The organism is Streptomyces sp. NPDC001194 (genome assembly GCF_042896985.1).
In the GTDB taxonomy this organism is placed as follows: domain Bacteria; phylum Actinomycetota; class Actinomycetes; order Streptomycetales; family Streptomycetaceae; genus Streptomyces.
In genome coordinates this window covers 84,066-102,546 of record NZ_JBIAXU010000003.1, presented here as the reverse complement: position 1 = coordinate 102,546, position 18,481 = coordinate 84,066, and the positions used below count along the sequence as shown (strand labels likewise).

Below are 18,481 nucleotides of genomic sequence, written 5' to 3'. Positions count from 1 at the left end.
CGCCGCTCGATAGCAAGGTGCTGGAGGATCCGTGGACCTGTCCCTGTCGACTCGCACTGTCGGCGACCGCACGGTCGTGGAGGTCGGTGGCGAGATTGATGTGTATACCGCGCCCAAGCTGCGCGAGCAGTTGGTCGAGTTGGTGAACGACGGCAGCTACCACCTGGTTGTCGACATGGAGCGAGTGGACTTCCTCGACTCCACCGGCCTTGGTGTGCTCGTGGGAGGTCTCAAGCGCGTCCGTGCTCATGAGGGCTCGCTGCGTCTGGTGTGCAACCAGGAGCGCATCCTGAAGATTTTCCGCATCACCGGCCTGACGAAGGTGTTCCCGATCCACACGACCGTGGAAGACGCCGTCGCAGCCACCGACTGACGGTTTCGCCTTCCGCGGCGCCGCGAGGCGCCGCGGAGGGGAGCCGAAGAGGAGCGGGGGCGCGGGCCGACAGCGGCCCGGGCCTCTGTAAGGCACGCCCGTAGTCCGAGGGGGACGCGCATGGCCACCGTTGAACTGCGCTTCAGCGCCCAGCCCGAGCACGTCAGGACGGCCCGCCTCGTCGCGGCCGCCGTGGCGCGGCGGGCCGGCGTGGACGAAGCCGTGCTCGACGAGGTCCGCCTCGCCGTGGGCGAGGCCTGCTCGCGCGCCGTCGGTCTGCATCTCAGCAACGGGCTGACCGCGCCCGTCCGGGTGGTCCTGACCGAGGAGGAGAAGCTGTTCTCCATCGAGGTCGGCGACGAGGTGCCCGGACCGCCCGGCGGCCCGGAGGGCGCCGTGTCCGGCATCGACGCCGCCCTGGACCCGGACACCGAGACCGAGGACGAGATGGGTCTCGCGGTGATCAGCGGGCTCGTCGACGACGTCGAGGTGACGAGCGGGGAAGCGGGCGGGACCATCCGGATGAGCTGGCCCGTGTCCGGCGCGTCCGATCTCCCGTAAGCCACGTCGGGCTTCGCACGTCCCGTCGGGTTTCGCACGTCCGGCCAGTCCCGCCGGTATCACAAGTCCCACGGTTCGGAGATTCTTCCGATCTTCATCAAGGCCCTGCCGAGCAGGGCCTTTTTTCATACCCCGGGGCAATTCCTAGATCGATGATCAAGCGTCAATGCCTTTGCCCCATTACCTCTTTCGAGGGTAATGGAGTGACGCGATCTATTGCTGAGGAGCAAGAGCAGGCCAATTCCGTTTCCTGCGCACTGTTTTGATCGGGAAGAGCTCCCTACAATCCGTCCACATCTTGAGCTCATCACGTCAAGGAGGACGAATGACGGGGCTCTTCACCCCCAACGCGCCGATCGGCAACTCCGATCTGGCAGCCGCCGTACTCACCGATGACAATCGGCTCATCGTCATGGTGATCGCGGCCGTGGCACTTGCCGCACTCGTCGTCGCGCAGATCCTGGTCCGCCAGGTACTCGCCGCCGACGAGGGAACCGACAGCATGAAGAAAATCGCCGCCGCCGTCCAGGAAGGCGCCAACGCCTACCTCGGCCGACAGCTGCGCACCCTCGGGATCTTCGCCGTCGTCGTGTTCTTCCTGCTCTTCCTGCTCCCCGCCGACGACTGGACGCAGCGGGCAGGGCGTTCCGCCTTCTTCCTCGTGGGCGCCATCTTCTCGGCGGCCACCGGCTACATCGGCATGCGCCTCGCGGTCCGCGCCAACGTGCGCGTCGCCGCCGCGGCGCGCGAGGCCACCCCCGCCGAGGGCGAGCCCGCCAAGGACCTCACCGACGTCTCGCACAAGGCCATGCGGATCGCCTTCCGCACCGGTGGCGTCGTCGGCATGTTCACCGTCGGCCTCGGCCTGCTCGGCGCCTCCTGCGTCGTCCTGGTCTACGCCGCCGACGCCCCCAAGGTCCTGGAGGGCTTCGGCCTCGGGGCCGCCCTGATCGCGATGTTCATGCGCGTCGGCGGCGGCATCTTCACCAAGGCCGCCGACGTCGGCGCCGACCTGGTCGGCAAGGTCGAGCAGGGCATTCCGGAGGACGACCCGCGCAATGCCGCGACCATCGCCGACAATGTGGGCGACAACGTCGGCGACTGCGCCGGTATGGCGGCCGACCTCTTCGAGTCGTACGCCGTCACCCTCGTGGCCGCGCTCATCCTCGGCAAGGCCGCCTTCGGCGACCTCGGCCTGGCCTTCCCGCTGATCGTGCCCGCGATCGGCGTCGTCACCGCCATGATCGGCATCTTCGCGGTCTCCCCGCGCCGCTCCGACCGGAGCGGGATGACCGCCATCAACCGCGGCTTCTTCATCTCCGCCGTGATTTCGCTGGTCCTGGTCGCGATCGCCGTCTTCGTCTACCTGCCGTCCAGCTACAAGGACCTCATCGGCGTCGAGAACGCCACGATCACCAACCACTCCGGCGACCCGCGCATCCTGGCCCTCGTCGCCGTGGCGATCGGCATCCTGCTCGCGGCCCTGATCCAGCAGCTGACCGGCTACTTCACCGAGACCAACCGCCGTCCCGTCCGGGACATCGGCAAGTCCTCCCTGACCGGCGCGGCCACCGTCGTCCTCGCCGGCATCTCCGTCGGCCTGGAGTCGGCCGTCTACACGGCGCTGCTCATCGGCCTCGGCGTGTACGGGGCGTTCCTGCTCGGCGGTACGTCGATCATGCTCGCGCTCTTCGCGGTGGCCCTGGCCGGCACCGGCCTGCTCACCACCGTCGGCGTCATCGTCGCCATGGACACCTTCGGGCCCGTCTCCGACAACGCCCAGGGCATCGCGGAGATGTCCGGCGACGTCGAGGGCGCCGGTGCGCAGGTCCTGACCGACCTGGACGCCGTCGGCAACACCACCAAGGCCATCACCAAGGGCATCGCGATCGCCACCGCCGTGCTCGCCGCGGCCGCGCTGTTCGGCTCGTACAACGACGCCATCGCGAACGCGGTCAAGGAGGTCGGCGCCAAGGCGGGGGAGATGAACCTCAGCCTGGACATCGCCCAGCCCAACAACCTGGTCGGCCTGATCCTGGGCGCGGCCGTCGTGTTCCTGTTCTCCGGCCTCGCCATCAACGCGGTCTCCCGCTCCGCGGGCGCCGTCGTCTACGAGGTGCGCCGCCAGTTCCGCGAGCACCCCGGGATCATGGACTACACGGAGAAGCCCGAGTACGGGCGCGTCGTGGACATCTGCACCAAGGACGCCCTGCGCGAGCTCGCCACGCCCGGCCTGCTCGCGGTCCTCACCCCGATCGCCGTCGGGTTCTCGCTCGGCGTCGGCGCGCTCGGCTCGTTCCTCGCGGGTGCCATCGGCACCGGCACCCTGATGGCGGTCTTCCTCGCCAACTCCGGTGGCGCGTGGGACAACGCGAAGAAGCTCGTCGAGGACGGCCACCACGGAGGCAAGGGCAGCGAGGCCCACGCCGCGACCGTCATCGGCGACACGGTCGGCGACCCGTTCAAGGACACCGCGGGTCCCGCGATCAACCCGCTGCTCAAGGTCATGAACCTGGTGGCGCTGCTGATCGCCCCCGCGGTCGTGCAGTTCAGTTACGGCCCCGACACCAGCGCGACCGTGCGCGCGATCGTCGCGGTCCTGGCCATCGGCGTCATCATCGGCGCGGTCTACATCTCCAAGCGCCGCGGCATCGCGGTCGGGGACGACTCCGAGGGCGAGGGCTCGCCCGCCGAGCGCGTGGCGCAGCAGGCCGATCCCGCGGTGGTTTCCTGACCCGAGGGGTGACCTCCCCAGGGGTCTGCGGGCCGCCCGGCCCGAGGACTCGAAGGTACGCCCGAACGGCGGACGGGCGGCGCGGACTGACGCGCCGTCTGTCCGCCGTTCTGCGTGCCCGGATGGCGGACGTGTATCTTCCGGGCCGAGAGCCTTCGAAGGGACCAATCCGGTGAACAAGAAGTTTGCGGCCGCGGTGTCCGGCGGTGCGGTACTGATGATCGTGCTGTCCGGTTGCGGCGGCGACGACGGGGACGAGAAGGCCAACGCCTGGGCCAAGAAGGTCTGCGACAAGTGGCAGCCCGAGCTGAAGAAGATCGAGACCGCCAACGCGGACATCAAGCGGGTGGCGACCGAGAGCAGCAAGCCCGAAGAGGTCCAGACGACCGACTCGGCGGCGTTCGGCACCATGTCCACCTCGTACAAGGCGATGGGGACGGCCCTGCAGGGCGCGGGAGTTCCGCCGGTCAAGGACGGCCAGACGACGCAGGCGACGGCGATCAAGGGCTTCGAGGAATCGTCCAAGGGCTACGCCGACCTGAAGACGAAGATGGACGCGCTGGACCCGAAGGACCAGACGAAGTTCGCCGAGGGCCTCAAGGACGTGGCCGGCGGACTGGAGGAGGCCACCAAGGGCGGCAAGAACGCGCTCAGCACGCTCAAGGCCGGCGGCCTGGACAAGGCGATGAACGGCCAGAAGGGCTGCCAGGTGGCGGCGCCGTCGGCCTCGCCGAAGTGACGTGGCCCGCGGCCGCCGCCCAGGGCGGCCGCGGCATGCGTACGCGGACCGGGTCGGCCGGGGCCGCGAGGAACCCGGCCGCCCCGGCGCACGCCGGGCCGTCGGCGGCACCCGTGGAAGGCGGCCACCGGCCACGCGCCGGAGGGCGCATCGGCGCCGTCAGCGGCCGCGCGGCATACGCATCGGGGGCGGCAGCCGACACAATGGACCGGTGAGTACCACCAGCCTTCCCTCGCCCGACCGCGCCGCCGAGCTCCGCACGGCCCTGCTCGCCGCCGGCTTCACCGCCGACGGCCTGCTCGACCTGCTCGGCGCCCCCGCCTACGCCGCGCTGGCCCGCAGCGAGACGGTCCCCGCCCTGCGCGCCACGCGCGGCCGCGGTGACGGCCCGCTCGCGAGCCTGGTCCGGCTGTTCCTGCTGCAGCAGCCGGAGCCGTACGTGAACGCCGCCCGGGCGCTGCCCGTCGAGGCCGCGCTGGCGGACGGCTGGCTGCGCCGCGAGGGCGATGAGCTGCACGCCACCGTCGACGTGCGCCCGTACGGCGGTCCCGACGGCGAGGACTGGTTCATCGTCTCCGACCTCGGCTGCGCCGTCGGCGGGGCCGGCGGGATCGGCAGCCGCGAGGAGGGTGTCGTCCTCGGCGTCGGCGGGGCCTCCACCACCCTGGCCGGGATCACCGTCCGCACCCCGGTCGGCAGCGCCCTCGACCTCGGCACCGGATCCGGCATCCAGGCCCTGCACGCCGCCCAGCACGCCACCCGGGTCACCGCCACCGACGTCAACCCCCGGGCCCTGGACTTCACCCGGCTGACCCTGGCGCTGTCCGGCGCCCAGGAGGCCGAGCTGCTGCAGGGGTCGCTGTTCGAGCCGGTCGGCGAGGCCACGTACGACCTGATCGTGTCGAACCCGCCGTTCGTGATCTCCCCGGGCGCCCGACTGACGTACCGCGACGGCGGGATGGGCGGCGACGACCTGTGCCGGACCCTCGTCCAGGAGGCCGGCGCGCACCTCAACCCGGGCGGGTACGCGCAGTTCCTCGGCAACTGGCAGCACGTGGAGGGCGAGGACTGGCACGACCGGGTCCGCGCCTGGGTGCCGCGCGGCTGCGACGCGTGGATCGTGCAGCGTGACGTGCAGGACGTCACGCAGTACGCGGAGCTGTGGCTGCGCGACGCGGGCGACCACCGCACCGACCCCGCCGAGTACGCGCGGCGGTACGAGGACTGGCTGGACGAGTTCGAGGCGCGCAAGACCAAGGCCGTCGGCTTCGGTTGGATCACCCTGCGGCGCAGCGACGCGGCGGAGCCCTCGATCGTGGTGGAGGAGTGGCCGCACTCGGTGGAGCAGCCGCTCGGCGACGCCGTCGTGGCCCACTTCGCCCGGCAGGACTACCTGCGGGACCACGACGACGCGGCCCTGCTGGAGGCCCGCTTCGTGCTGGCGGCGGAGGTCGTGCAGGAGCAGGTCGGCGCGCCCGGCGCGGAGGACCCGGAGCACGTGGTGCTGCGGCAGAACCGCGGGATGCGCCGGGCGACCAAGGTCGACACGGTCGGGGCGGGCTTCGCGGGAGTGTGTGACGGCTCACTCACGGCGGGCCGGATCCTGGACGCGATCGCGCACCTGGTGCAGGAGGATCCCGTCGTGCTGCGGGACCGGACTCCGGAGGCGATCCGGGTGCTGGTGGAGCAGGGGTTCCTGGAGCCGGCCGGCGGCTGACCGGGCCTTCGGCCGACCGCTGACCGGGTCCTCGGCCGGCGTCCGACCGGGCCTTCGGCCGATGCCCGCGCCGCTCCCCGCCGCTTCCGAGACGGCTCCCGCGCCCGTACCGCCGCGGTCTCTTCCGGGGCGTCCGGCAGGGCGTCCGGCCGTGGCCGAAACCTTCATGTAACCCCGGGTTCGCACGCCGTTACGCAGCGTCTGGCAGCCTCGTTCCCGGGGGGCCCGCGCGGACCGGCCGCGGGGGATCCGGGGGGATCCGTCCGGGGCCCGCGGAGCGGCCGGGGAGCAGGCGGCAGTAAGGGGGGAACGGCATGGAGAGCGGTCCGGCGATCTTCGCGGCGACCGTGTTCCTGCTGTTCGGAACCGCCCTGCTGGGCTGGACGGGGGCGTGCGCGGCGCGCCGGGCGCCGGTGGCCGAGGGTGTGCGCCCCGCCGTGGCCGTTCCGCTGGCGCTGCTTGCCGCCGGGACCTCCCTGGCGCTCGGCGTCTGGTGCCTCGTACGACTGTGACCGGGGGCCTGCCCGCGGGCCGGATCCGAGCCTGATCGCCGGCCCGCCACCGACGCGCCGACCCGCGCGGCCGCGCTTCGTGAACAAGGACGTCAGAGGGCGTGCGGGGGCGGGGCCAGACGGCCCTCTGGCCACCCGGCCCGGTGATCGCTACGGGTCGGGCGCGGTATCCGGGCGGCAGAAATGGCACTTGTCGGGTTACCGTTCGAGTGGCCGTTGCGGGCTTCTGCCGTTTGACACGGGGGCGGGTTGTACCGTCACACTCCGCAGCGTCGCCGTACCGCGACCGAGTGCCGACCGGAGAGAAGAGCCAAGTTGTCCCCGACTAGCGAGACCGCAAAGGGCGGCCGCCGACTCGTCATCGTCGAGTCCCCTGCCAAGGCGAAGACGATCAAGGGCTACCTCGGCCCGGGATACGTCGTCGAGGCGAGCGTCGGGCACATCCGCGACCTCCCGAGCGGCGCGGCCGAGGTTCCCGACAAGTACACCGGCGAGGTCCGCCGTCTCGGCGTCGACGTCGAACACGACTTCGCGCCGATCTACGTCGTCAATGCCGATAAGAAGGCCCAGGTCAGGAAGCTCAAGGAGCTGCTGGCCGAGTCCGACGAACTCTTCCTCGCCACCGATGAGGACCGCGAGGGCGAAGCCATCGCGTGGCACCTGCAGGAAGTCCTCAAGCCCAAGGTCCCCGTCCACCGGATGGTCTTCCACGAGATCACCAAGGACGCGATCCGCGACGCCGTCGCCAACCCGCGCGAGCTGAACCAGCGCATGGTCGACGCCCAGGAGACCCGCCGCATCCTCGACCGCCTCTACGGCTACGAGGTCTCGCCGGTCCTGTGGAAGAAGGTCATGCCGAAGCTGTCGGCGGGCCGCGTCCAGTCGGTGGCCACCCGCCTCGTCGTCGAGCGGGAGCGCGAGCGCATCGCCTTCCGCTCCGCCGAGTACTGGGACCTGACCGCAACCTTCGCCACCGGCCGCGCCGGCGACGCCTCCGACCCCTCGACCCTGGTCGCCCGTCTGAACACGGTGGACGGCAAGCGGATCGCGCAGGGCCGCGACTTCGGCTCGAACGGGCAGCTCAAGAGCGAGGTGCTGCACCTCGACGAGGCGAACGCGCGGGCGCTGGCCGCCGCGCTGGCGGACACCTCGTTCGCCGTCCGCTCGGTCGAGTCCAAGCCGTACCGCCGCTCCCCGTACGCCCCGTTCCGCACGACGACGCTCCAGCAGGAGGCCTCGCGCAAGCTGGGCTTCGGCGCGAAGGCGACGATGCAGGTGGCGCAGAAGCTGTACGAGAACGGCTTCATCACCTACATGCGTACGGACTCCACCACGCTCTCCGACACCGCGGTGTCGGCGGCGCGGGCGCAGGTCACGCAGCTCTACGGAGCCGACTACCTGCCGGAGAAGCCGCGCGTCTACGCGGGCAAGGTCAAGAACGCGCAGGAGGCGCACGAGGCGATCCGCCCCTCGGGTGATCGTTTCCGCACCCCGGCCGAGACGGGTCTGACCGGTGACCAGTTCCGCCTGTACGAGCTGATCTGGAAGCGGACCGTCGCCTCCCAGATGAAGGACGCGGTCGGCAACTCGGTCACCGTCAAGATCGGCGGCCGTGCCTCGGACGGCCGGGACGCCGAGTTCAGCGCCTCCGGCAAGACGATCACCTTCCACGGCTTCATGAAGGCGTACGTCGAGGGCGCGGACGACCCGAACGCCGAGCTCGACGACCGCGAGAAGCGGCTGCCGCAGGTCGCGGAGGGCGACGCGCTGTCGGCCGAGGAGATCACGGCGGACGGCCACTCGACCAAGCCGCCGGCCCGCTACACCGAGGCCTCGCTGGTCAAGGAGCTCGAAGAGCGCGAGATCGGCCGCCCGTCGACGTACGCGTCGATCATCGGCACGATCCTGGACCGCGGGTACGTCTTCAAGAAGGGCACGGCGCTCGTGCCGTCCTTCCTGTCGTTCGCCGTGGTCAACCTGCTGGAGACGCACTTCGGGCGGCTCGTCGACTACGACTTCACCGCGAAGATGGAGGACGACCTCGACCGCATCGCGCGGGGCGAGGCCCAGTCCGTGCCGTGGCTGAAGCGGTTCTACTTCGGCTCCGAGGACGCGACCGAGGTCGTACCGGCCGACGGCGACCACCTCGGCGGCCTGAAGGAGCTGGTGACCGACCTCGGCGCGATCGACGCCCGGGAGATCTCCTCCTTCCCGGTCGGCGAGAACATCGTGCTGCGCGTCGGCCGCTACGGGCCGTACGTCGAGCGCGGCGAGAAGGACGCGGAGGGCCACCAGCGGGCCGACGTGCCGGAGGACCTGGCGCCCGACGAGCTGACGGTCGGGTTCGCGGAGGAGCTGTTCGCGAAGCCGAGCGGCGAGTTCGAGCTGGGCAAGGACCCGGTCAGCGGGAACGAAATCGTCGCGAAGGACGGTCGCTACGGGCCGTACGTGACGGAGATCCTGCCCGAGGGCACCCCGAAGACCGGCAAGAACGCGGTCAAGCCGCGGACGGCCTCGCTCTTCAAGTCGATGAGCCTGGACACGGTCACGCTGGACGAAGCGCTGAAGCTGATGTCCCTTCCCCGGGTCGTGGGCGCGGACGCCGAGGGCGTGGAGATCACGGCCCAGAACGGCCGCTACGGCCCGTACCTGAAGAAGGGCACGGACTCGCGGTCGCTGGAGACCGAGGACCAGCTGTTCTCGATCACCCTGGACGAGGCCCTCGCCATCTACGCCCAGCCGAAGCAGCGGGGCCGGGCCGCGGCCAAGCCGCCGCTGAAGGAGCTGGGCACGGACCCGGTCAGCGAGAAGCCGGTGGTGGTCAAGGACGGCCGCTTCGGGCCGTACGTGACGGACGGCGAGACGAACGCGACGCTGCGGCGGGACGACGACGTCGAGACGATCACGCCGGAGCGCGGCTACGAGCTGCTGGCGGAGAAGCGCGCCAAGGGCCCGGCCAAGAAGACGGCGAAGAAGGCCCCGGCCAAGAAGGCGCCCGCGAAGAAGGCCACGGCGACCAAGACCGCCGCGGCGAAGAAGACGACGACGGCGAAGAAGACCGCCGCCAAGAAGACGACGACGGCGAAGAAGACGGTCGCCAAGAAGGCGGCGGCCGCCGCCCCCGCGTCGGACGACTGACCGGCCCCCGGGCCCGTGCGGATCGCACGGGCCCGGGGTCTTCGCGCCGCGGTGGGGCCGGGGTCACACCGGATGGTCATCCACAGGCTCCGCAGCCGCCAAGCGCAGCGGATAGGCTGGGCGGATGACGCGAGCCGAGCAGCCAACGGTCGTGACCGCCCCCGCGAACCCCACCTACGACGAAGCCCTCGCCGCGGATTCCCGCGAGCGTGCGGTGCGCGCCCTGCTGCGCACCCCCAGGCTGCGCCGGCTGTGGAGCGCCCAGCTGGTGAGCGGCATCGGCGATGCCCTCGCCCTGTTGGTGCTGGTGCTGCTGGCCTTCCAGACGGCCGTCTCCGAAGAGACCTTCGGCAGCGGCTACCAGGGCTGGGCCCTCACGATCGCCGCCGTGTTCGCCGTCCGGATCCTCGCCACCCTGATCTTCGGCGCCGTCCTGCTCGGTCCGCTGGCCAAGCTCCTCGCTCCGAAGGAGGCCGGCGGCAAGCTGGACCGCCGCTGGACGATGATCGGAGCCGACGGCGTCCGGCTCGGCCTGTTCGTCGTCGCCCCGCTCTGGCTCGACTGGATCCCGGCCCAGGCGCTGACCGCGCTGCTGGCCACCGTCTTCGTCTCCGGCGTCGCCGAGCGGCTGTGGACCCTGTCCAAGGACAGCGCGGCCCCCGCCCTGCTGCCCTCGCCGCCGCCCGAGGGGGCGACCGTACGGCCGCTGCCCGACCACCTCGACGCGCTGCGCCGGCTGAACCTGCGCACGTCCTTCGCCGCGCTGCCCGTCGCCGCCGCCGTCCTGCTCGCCGCGACCCTGGTCGGCAAGGCCCTCGGCCTCGGCGTGGACTGGTTCGCCGAGAACCAGGCCGCCCTCGGCTCGTACGTGGCCTCCGGCCTCTTCGCGGCGTCCGTGTCGCTGCTGCTCCCGCTCGTGCTGCCCGCGGCGAAGACCCCGCGCCCGCGGTCCCCGCTGGAGGGCCTGCGGGCCCCCAGGACGGGGGACCGCCCGGAGAAGGGGCGTACGGGGGCCATTCCGCTGCTCGTCCTGGCCTGCGCCGCCGTCGCCGGAGCCGTGGCCGGTGCGGCGGCCGTCGCCGTCCTGCACGCCTTCGACCTGGGCGGCGGCCCCGCCACCTTCTCCCTGCTCGTCCTGGCCCTGCTCGGCGGCACCGCCGTCGGCATCCGCGCCACCCAGGCCGGCAAGGTGCTGCCCGCGCTGTCCCGGCGCCGGCTGCTGGCCCTCGCCATCGCCGTGGCCGGGCTCGCGCTGCTGCTGACCGGGCTGGTCACGGACACCGCGACCGTCCTGTTCCTGTCGCTGCTCGCCGGCACCGCCGCGGGCGTGGCCGCCAACACCGGGCACACCCTGCTCGACCAGGAGACCGAGGAGTTCCGCCGGGCCCGGGTCACCGAGCACCTGCAGGCCGTCGTACGGGTCGCCGTGGGCACCGGAGCCGTCCTCGCCCCGGCCCTGGCCGCGGCCATCGGCCCGCACCGGCTGGCCTCCGGGGACGTCGTCTTCGAACACGGCGGGGCCGCCTTCACCCTGATGCTCGTCGGCGCCCTGCTGCTGCCGGTCGCCGTCGTCGTGCTCGCCAAGGCCGACGACCGCAGCGGCGTACCGCTGCGCCGTGACCTGCGCGAGGCGCTGCGCGGCGGGGAGCCGGTGCAGGCCGCCTCCGACGCCGGGTTCTTCATCGCCCTGGAGGGCGGGGACGGCGCCGGCAAGTCCACCCAGGTCGAGGCGCTGGCCGACTGGATACGGGGCAAGGGCCACGAGGTCGTCGTGACCCGCGAGCCGGGGGCCACCCCGGTCGGCAAGCGGCTGCGCGCGATCCTGCTCGACGTCTCCTCGGCCGGGCTGTCGAACCGCGCCGAGGCCCTGCTGTACGCCGCGGACCGCGCGGAGCACGTGGACACCGTCGTCCGGCCCGCCCTGGAGCGCGGGGCGGTCGTCATCTCCGACCGCTACATCGACTCCTCGGTCGCGTACCAGGGCGCCGGGCGCGACCTGTCCCCGACCGAGATCGCCCGGATCTCGCGCTGGGCCACCGACGGGCTCGTCCCGAACCTGACCGTGCTGCTCGACGTATCGCCGGAGACGGCCCGCGAGCGGTTCACGGAGGCGCCGGACCGGCTCGAGTCGGAGCCGGCCGAGTTCCACCAGCGCGTCCGGGCCGGGTTCCTGACGCTGGCCGCGGCCGACCCCGGGCGCTACCTGGTGGTCGACGCCGGGCAGGACCCCGAGTCCGTGACCACCGTCGTGCGCCACCGCCTGGACCGGATGCTTCCGCTCTCGGAGGCCGAGGTGGCCGCCCAGGCCGAGGCCCGGCGCAAGGCCGAGGAGGACGCCCGGCGCAGGGCCGCGGAAGAGGCGGCGCGCAAGGCGGAGGAGGAGCGGCTGCGCGCCGAGGAGGAAGCCCGGCTGAAGGCCGAGGCGGAAGCCGCCCGGATCAAGGCCGAGGCCGAGGCCGCCCGCAAGGCGGAGGAGGAGCGGCTGCGCGCCGAGGAGGAGGCCCGGGCCCGGGCCGAGGCCGAGAGGCTGCGCGCGGAGGCCGAGGAGAAGGCACGCGCCGCGGAGGCGGAGCGGCTGCGCAGGCAGGCCGAGGAGGAGGCCCGGCTGCGCGCCGAGGCCGAGGAACGGCGGCTGGAGAAGCAGCGGCGGGCGGAGGAGGCCCTGCTGAGGGCCGAGGAGGCGCGCCGGCTGGCGGAGGCCTCGGCGGCAGCGGCGGCTGCGCAGGCCGCGGCGGCAGCGGCGGCTTCGGCTCCGGCTGCGGCCCCTGCTCCGGCTCCGGCGGCTCCGGCGGCTCCGGCGCCCAAGGTGGCGATGACCAAGGATCCGCTGCCGGACGACGCCGTGACCGTGGAGACCCCGATGGTCAAGCGGGTCGTCCAGCCGGACGACGTGACGCAGACCGTCCCGGTGCCGAAGATCGACCCGGCGGCGGAGACCTCGGTGCTGCCGGCCGTTCCGCCGGCCGGCCCCGCGGACGAGACCGCGGTCCTGCCGCCCGTATCGCCGGCCGGCCCCACCGACGAGACGGCGGTCCTGCCGCCCGTACGCCCGTCCCGTACGAGCCCCGCGGCCGGTCAGGCCCCGTCCGGCCCGGCCCGGTCCGCCAAGCGGCCGACGGCACGGCGTCCGGAGGAGAGCCCGGCCGACCGGGTGCCCCCGGGCATCTTCCGGGACGCCGAGGACGCCACGCGCGAGCTCCCGGTCTTCGGATCCGACGGGCTCCCGGGCGGGCAGGACCGACAGGACGAGTCGGCGCGGCCGGGCCGGCCGCGGCCCGCCTGGGCCGAGGAGACCCCGCTCGACGACCTGCCGACGCTGGCGGACGAGCTGCTCGGCCCGCGCCGGGACGACGAGGGCGAAGAGGGCGGTCCGCGCCGGCGCTGACGGGGTGTGTCAGCGGCGCCCGCCACACTGGGGGCGGGCAGGAGCAGGACGAGCGGTACGGACGGCCGAGGCGACGACGGCCGGTGAAAGGCGGTGGGCGGGATGCCCGTATGGGACGACCTGGTGGGACAGGAGCGGGTGCAGGCGCAGCTGGCCGCCGCCGCCCGTGACGCCGACGCCCTGGTCACCGCCGTCGAGGCCGGGACCGCGCCGCCCGCCGCGTCCAAGATGACCCACGCCTGGCTGTTCACCGGCCCGCCCGGCTCCGGGCGGGCCACCGCCGCCCGCGCCTTCGCGGCCGCGCTCCAGTGCACCAGCCCCGACCGCGCCCTCGGGGGCGAGCCGGGCTGCGGGTTCTGCGACGGCTGCCACACCACCCTGATCGGCACGCACGCCGATGTGGAGATCGTCCGTACGGACCTGCTCTCCATCGGTGTGAAGGAGACCCGCGACCTGGTGCGCCGGGCCCAGCTCTCCCCGGCCGTGGGCCGCTGGCAGGTCATCGTCCTGGAGGACGCCGACCGGCTGACCGAGGGAGCGGGCAACGTGCTCCTCAAGGCCGTGGAGGAGCCCGCTCCGCGGACCGTGTGGCTGCTGTGCGCGCCCTCCCTGGAGGACGTGCTGCCCACCATCCGCTCCCGCTGCCGCCATCTGACCCTGCGGACCCCGCCGGTCGCGGCCGTCGCCGATGTGCTGGTCCGGCGGGACGGCATCGAGCCCGCCGTCGCCGCGGCCGCCGCGCGCGCGACGCAGGGGCACATCGGCCGGGCCCGCCGGCTCGCCACCGACGAGTCCGCCCGGACCCGCAGGGCCGCCGTCCTGAAGCTCCCGCTCCGCATCGACGACGTGGGCGGCTGCCTCAAGGCCGCCCAGGAGCTGGTCGACGCCGCCGCCGAGGACGCCAAGCAGGTCGCGGAGGAGGTCGACGCGAAGGAGACCGAGGACCTGAGGGCCGCGCTCGGCGCCGGGGCGGGCACGGGCGGCCGCATGCCGCGCGGCACGGCGGGCGTGATGAAGGAGCTCGAAGACCGGCAGAAGCGCCGCCGTACCCGTACCCAGCGCGACACCCTCGACCTGGCGTTGAGCGACCTCACCGGCTTCTACCGGGACGTGCTGGCCCTCCAGCTCGGCTCCTCGCTGGCGATCGCGAACGAGGAGCTGCGGGCCGACCTCGACCGGATCGCCCGGGCGTCCGGACCGGAGCGCACCCTGCGCCGGATCGAGGCGATCATCGCCTGCCGCACGGCCCTGGACCGCAACGTGGCCCCGCTCCTCGCGGTCGAGGCGATGACGATGTCGCTGCGCGCGGGCTGACCGCCCGCGGCGGCGGCCGCGTTGACCGCTTCACCCGTATGAGCGATCCGGCGAGGTCGGGCCGCGCGGTGCGGGCTCCGGGCGGGCCTGCGGCGGGCCCCGGGCGGCCGTCGGCCGGTCGGCGTGCGCTCGCCCGGCCGGGTCGCCCGGCAGGCCGTAGGCTCCGAGGATGGACACCAGTCGCCTGCTGCGTACCACCGGAACCGTGATCGCAGCCGCCGGGCTGCTGCTCTCCGGGTGCACCTCGAACGGTTCGGGGGGCCTGCAGGCGGCAGCCTCCCCGTCCGGGCCCGCCGCGCAGGCGGCTCCGCCGGCGGTCCCGCCGGCGCTGCGCCCGTACTACGAGCAGCAGCTGAAGTGGCGCGACTGCGGTGTCCCCGGGTTCCAGTGCGCCACGATGAAGGCCCCGCTGGACTACGCGCACCCCGAATCCGGGCAGGACGTGGACATCGCCGTGGCCCGCCGCCCGGCCACCGGCCCGGGCAAGCGGCTGGGCTCGCTCGTGGTCAATCCGGGCGGACCGGGCGGCTCCGGCATCGGGTACCTCCAGGCGTACGCGGGCATCGGCTACCCGGCATCGGTCCGCGCCCAGTACGACATGGTCTCCTTCGACCCGCGCGGGGTGGACCGCAGCAGTCCGGTGGAGTGCCTGACCGGGCCGCAGATGGACAAGTTCACGCAGGTGGACCAGACGCCGGACAACGCCGCGGAGCGGGCCGAGCTGGTGACCGCCTTCAAGGAGTTCGCGGACGGCTGCAAGGCCCGCTCCCAGCGGGTCCTGCCGCACGTCTCCACCGTCGAGGCGGCCCGCGACATGGACATGCTGCGCGCGGCGCTGGGCGACGAGAAGCTGACGTACGTCGGAGCCTCGTACGGAACCCTCCTCGGGGCGACGTACGCGGACCTCTTCCCGGGCCGGGTCGGCCGCCTCGTCCTGGACGGCGCGATGGACCCCTCCCGCCCGGCGCTCGAAATGAACCGGGACCAGACAGGGGGCTTCGAGACCGCGCTGCGCTCCTTCGCCAAGGACTGCGCGAAGCAGTCCGACTGCCCGCTCGGCCAGGGCGGCCCGGAGGCGGTGGCGCAGCGGCTGCAGGAGTTCTTCCGCAAGGTCGACGCCCAGCCCGTGCCCAGCGGCGATCCGGCCCGCCCGCTGGGCGAGTCCCTCGCGACGACCGGGGTGATCGCGGCGCTGTACGACGAGAGCGCGTGGCCGCAGCTGCGCGAGGCGCTGACGGCGGCGATGAACGGCGACGGGTCCGGGCTGCTCGGCCTCGCGGACAGCTACTACGAGCGCGAGCCGGACGGGAAGTACGCGAACCTGATGTTCGCGAACGCCGCGGTGAACTGCCTCGACCAGCCGCCCGCCTTCGCCGGCCCGGCGGCGGTGGACGCGGCCCTGCCCTCCTTCGAGAAGGCCTCCCCGGTGTTCGGGGCCGGCCTCGCCTGGGCCTCGCTGAACTGCGCGTACTGGCCGGTGAAGGCCACCGGCGAGGCGCGCGCCCTGACCGCGAAGGGCGCCCCGCCGATCGTGGTGGTGGGCACGGTCCGCGACCCGGCGACCCCGTACAAGTGGGCCCAGGCACTCGCGCAGCAGCTCGACTCGGGAGTCCTGCTCACGTACGACGGCGACGGCCACACCGCGTACGGCCGCGGCAGCACCTGCATCGACACGGCGATCAACGCGTACCTCCTGCAGGGGACCGCGCCCAAGGACGGCAAGAAGTGCGCGTGACGCCCGGATACACCCGGTATGTGACACACGTCCCACCCCGCGCAATGCGGTTCAGGGCACCCCGTTCGAGCCTGTAGACTTGGCGCCGCTGCTGATGAGAGCTCCTCTCCAAGGGAACACTTGTCTAACCAGCGGTGCCGCCTTAGCTCAGTTGGCCAGAGCAACGCACTCGTAATGCGTAGGTCTCGGGTTCGAATCCCGAAGGCGGCTCTGTGGAAGCCCCAGGACTCACTCGCCGTGACCTGGGGCTTTTGCTATTTCCCCCCAGGCCGGGGCAAGGACCTGATGTGTGGCGCGCCGTTCTGCGTGCCCATCGCGTGCCCGTCGCGTGGTTGATCTGCCGGGCCCCTTGCGCCGGGCCGGAGTTGGCGGCTCCGCCCGGGACTCGCTCCGGATGCGCGTGCCGCCTCCGAAGGCGAAGCCGACACCCCCGCCGCGCCGATCGCCGTCCACTACCCCTTGTGATCGGCCGGTGCTTGCGAGTGGGGCGGCCGGGGCCCGGTCGCTGGGGGGTGGGGGTGGGGCTACTTTGGGAAGGCTGGACCTGGGCTACGCGTGGTAGGAGGTCGGCATGTCTACACGGGTGCGTAGAGCGGCGGTGGGGGTGGTCGCCGTGGGGCTGGTGGTGGTGCCGCTCGGGGTGGGGTACGCGTTGGAGTCCCCGCCGGCGGCGAGCGTCGTCCGGGCATCGGCCCCGGTCGCGGCCGATGAGGAGTTCCCGCAGCTCACACCCGCAGTCGCGCGGCAGTTGGACGATGCCGTCCTCAAGGTGATGAGCCAGGCGAAGATACCCGGGGTGATGGTCTCGCTCTCGGCCCCCGGCAAGGGCTCGTACGTGCGGGCCTTCGGGGTCGCCGACAAGGCCACCGGCCGGCCGATCGCCACGGACATGTACATGCGCATCGGCAGCGAGACCAAGACCTTCACCGTGACCGCCCTGCTCCAGCTCGTCGACCAGGGGAAGGTCAAGCTGGACGACCCCATCGGCAAGTACGTGTCCGGGGTGCCCAACGGGGACCGGATCACGCTGCGCGAGCTCGCCGGGATGCGGAGCGGGCTGTACAACTACTCCGAGGACGAGGACTTCTTCAAAGCCCTGACGAGCAATCCCCGACGGCCCTTCACCCCGCAGGAGTTGCTCGGGTACTCCTTCAAGCACCCGGTGCTGTTCGAGCCCAACGCCAAGTTCTACTACTGCAACACCAACCTGATCCTGCTGGGGCTGGTGGTCGAGAAGCAGACCGGGCAGAGGCTCAACGACTACATCAACCAGAAGGTCGTCGCCCCCGCCGGGCTGCGCCACACCCTGTTCCCCGTCGGGGCGGAGTTCCCCACCCCGCACTCCCAGGGCTACACCGACCAGACCGCCACCGGGAAGACCGAGGACTCGGCCGACTGGAACCCCTCCTGGGGCTGGGCCGCCGGAGCCATGATCTCCGACCTCGACGACCTGAAGACCTGGGCGAAGGTCGTGGCCACGGGCACGCTGCTGAAGCCCGCCACCCAGGCGGAGCGGCTGAAGGTGGTCCAGGCGCTGCCGGGCACCGGGTACGGCCTGGGCATCTTCAACGTCCAGGGCTGGATCGGCCACAACGGCTCCCTGCCCGGCTACCAGTCGCTGACCGTCTACCTGCCGCAGGCCAAGGCCACGCTGGTGGTGCTGCTGAACACCGACATCTCCTACCAGGGCTCCGAGCCCAGCACCCTGTTCGGCGAGGCGATCACCAAGGTCGTCACCCCGGACCACGTCTTCTCGCTGCCCGCCCAGTCCGTTACCGCACACTGAGGGAATGAGCGATCAGAGTGTGGTGCTGCGCGTTGCCGGTCAGGACGATCTCGACGTCGCGGGTGCGCTGTTCCGCGGCTACCTCGACTTCTACGAGGTGAAGCTCGAGGACCCGGACGCACCCCGGACCTTCCTCGCCGAGCGGATCCGGGCCGGCGAGTCGCTGGTCCTGCTCGCCGACGTGCCGGAGGCCGGCACGGTCGGTTTCGCGCAGGTCTACCGGACCTTCTCCTCCCTCGCCCTGCGGCCGATGTGGATCCTGAGCGACCTGTACGTCGAACCGTCCGGCCGCCGCACCGGCGCCGGGCGGGCGCTGCTGCGCGAGGTGCTGCGCCGGGCGCGGGAGGCCGGGGCGTCCGGGGTGCAGCTGGAGACGGCGTACGACAACCACGTCGCGCAGGCGCTGTACGAGGCGGAGGGCTTCGAACGCGAGGAGTTCCACGTCTACTTCCACGGACCGGAGGTCCGCGCGGCGGGGTGAGGGCCC

General features: G+C 72.6%; 12 protein-coding genes and 1 tRNA gene. All 13 read left to right on the top strand.

Annotated features, from left to right (window positions below):
• The first annotated feature begins 31 nt into the window (after positions 1-31).
• Positions 32-373 (top strand): anti-sigma factor antagonist BldG, encoded by a 342-nt coding sequence (gene bldG, locus ACFY1T_RS08360; RefSeq protein ID WP_030152678.1) that lies wholly within the window; start codon positions 32-34, stop codon positions 371-373.
• A 120-nt stretch (positions 374-493) separates the two neighbouring features.
• Entirely contained in the window at positions 494-934 is a 441-nt protein-coding gene (locus ACFY1T_RS08355; RefSeq protein WP_030866121.1) for an ATP-binding protein, read from the top strand.
• A 325-nt stretch (positions 935-1,259) separates the two neighbouring features.
• Positions 1,260-3,668 carry a sodium-translocating pyrophosphatase gene (locus tag ACFY1T_RS08350; protein ID WP_390787502.1) on the top strand — a complete coding sequence of 803 codons (2,409 nt, stop codon included), beginning with the start codon at positions 1,260-1,262 and terminating at the stop codon, positions 3,666-3,668.
• Between the two features lie 172 nt (positions 3,669-3,840).
• On the top strand, positions 3,841-4,407 hold the full coding sequence (locus tag ACFY1T_RS08345) for a small secreted protein (protein WP_390787501.1): 567 nt from the start codon (positions 3,841-3,843) through the stop codon (positions 4,405-4,407).
• Positions 4,408-4,618: 211 nt separating this feature from the next.
• The gene (locus tag ACFY1T_RS08340) at positions 4,619-6,124 is read left to right on the top strand and encodes a methyltransferase (RefSeq protein ID WP_390787500.1); all 1,506 of its coding nucleotides are present in this window, start codon (positions 4,619-4,621) and stop codon (positions 6,122-6,124) included.
• A 314-nt stretch (positions 6,125-6,438) separates the two neighbouring features.
• Entirely contained in the window at positions 6,439-6,636 is a 198-nt protein-coding gene (locus ACFY1T_RS08335; protein WP_030866112.1) for a hypothetical protein, read from the top strand.
• Between the two features lie 315 nt (positions 6,637-6,951).
• Complete coding sequence (topA, locus tag ACFY1T_RS08330) at positions 6,952-9,774, top strand: type I DNA topoisomerase (protein WP_390787499.1); 2,823 nt, start codon at positions 6,952-6,954, stop codon at positions 9,772-9,774.
• A 124-nt stretch (positions 9,775-9,898) separates the two neighbouring features.
• On the top strand, positions 9,899-13,159 hold the full coding sequence (gene tmk, locus ACFY1T_RS08325; RefSeq protein ID WP_390787498.1) for a dTMP kinase: 3,261 nt from the start codon (positions 9,899-9,901) through the stop codon (positions 13,157-13,159).
• 102 nt (positions 13,160-13,261) lie between these two features.
• Positions 13,262-14,473 carry a DNA polymerase III subunit delta' gene (locus tag ACFY1T_RS08320; protein ID WP_390787497.1) on the top strand — a complete coding sequence of 404 codons (1,212 nt, stop codon included), beginning with the start codon at positions 13,262-13,264 and terminating at the stop codon, positions 14,471-14,473.
• A gap of 169 nt (positions 14,474-14,642) precedes the next feature.
• Positions 14,643-16,208: an alpha/beta hydrolase gene (locus tag ACFY1T_RS08315; protein ID WP_390787496.1), complete on the top strand. Its 1,566-nt coding sequence runs from the start codon at positions 14,643-14,645 to the stop codon at positions 16,206-16,208.
• 136 nt (positions 16,209-16,344) lie between these two features.
• Positions 16,345-16,418 (top strand) — tRNA-Thr (locus ACFY1T_RS08310).
• Positions 16,419-16,779: 361 nt separating this feature from the next.
• Entirely contained in the window at positions 16,780-17,994 is a 1,215-nt protein-coding gene (locus ACFY1T_RS08305) for a serine hydrolase domain-containing protein (RefSeq protein WP_390787495.1), read from the top strand.
• A gap of 4 nt (positions 17,995-17,998) precedes the next feature.
• On the top strand, positions 17,999-18,475 hold the full coding sequence (locus tag ACFY1T_RS08300; protein WP_390787494.1) for a GNAT family N-acetyltransferase: 477 nt from the start codon (positions 17,999-18,001) through the stop codon (positions 18,473-18,475).
• The last annotated feature ends 6 nt before the right edge of the window (positions 18,476-18,481 follow it).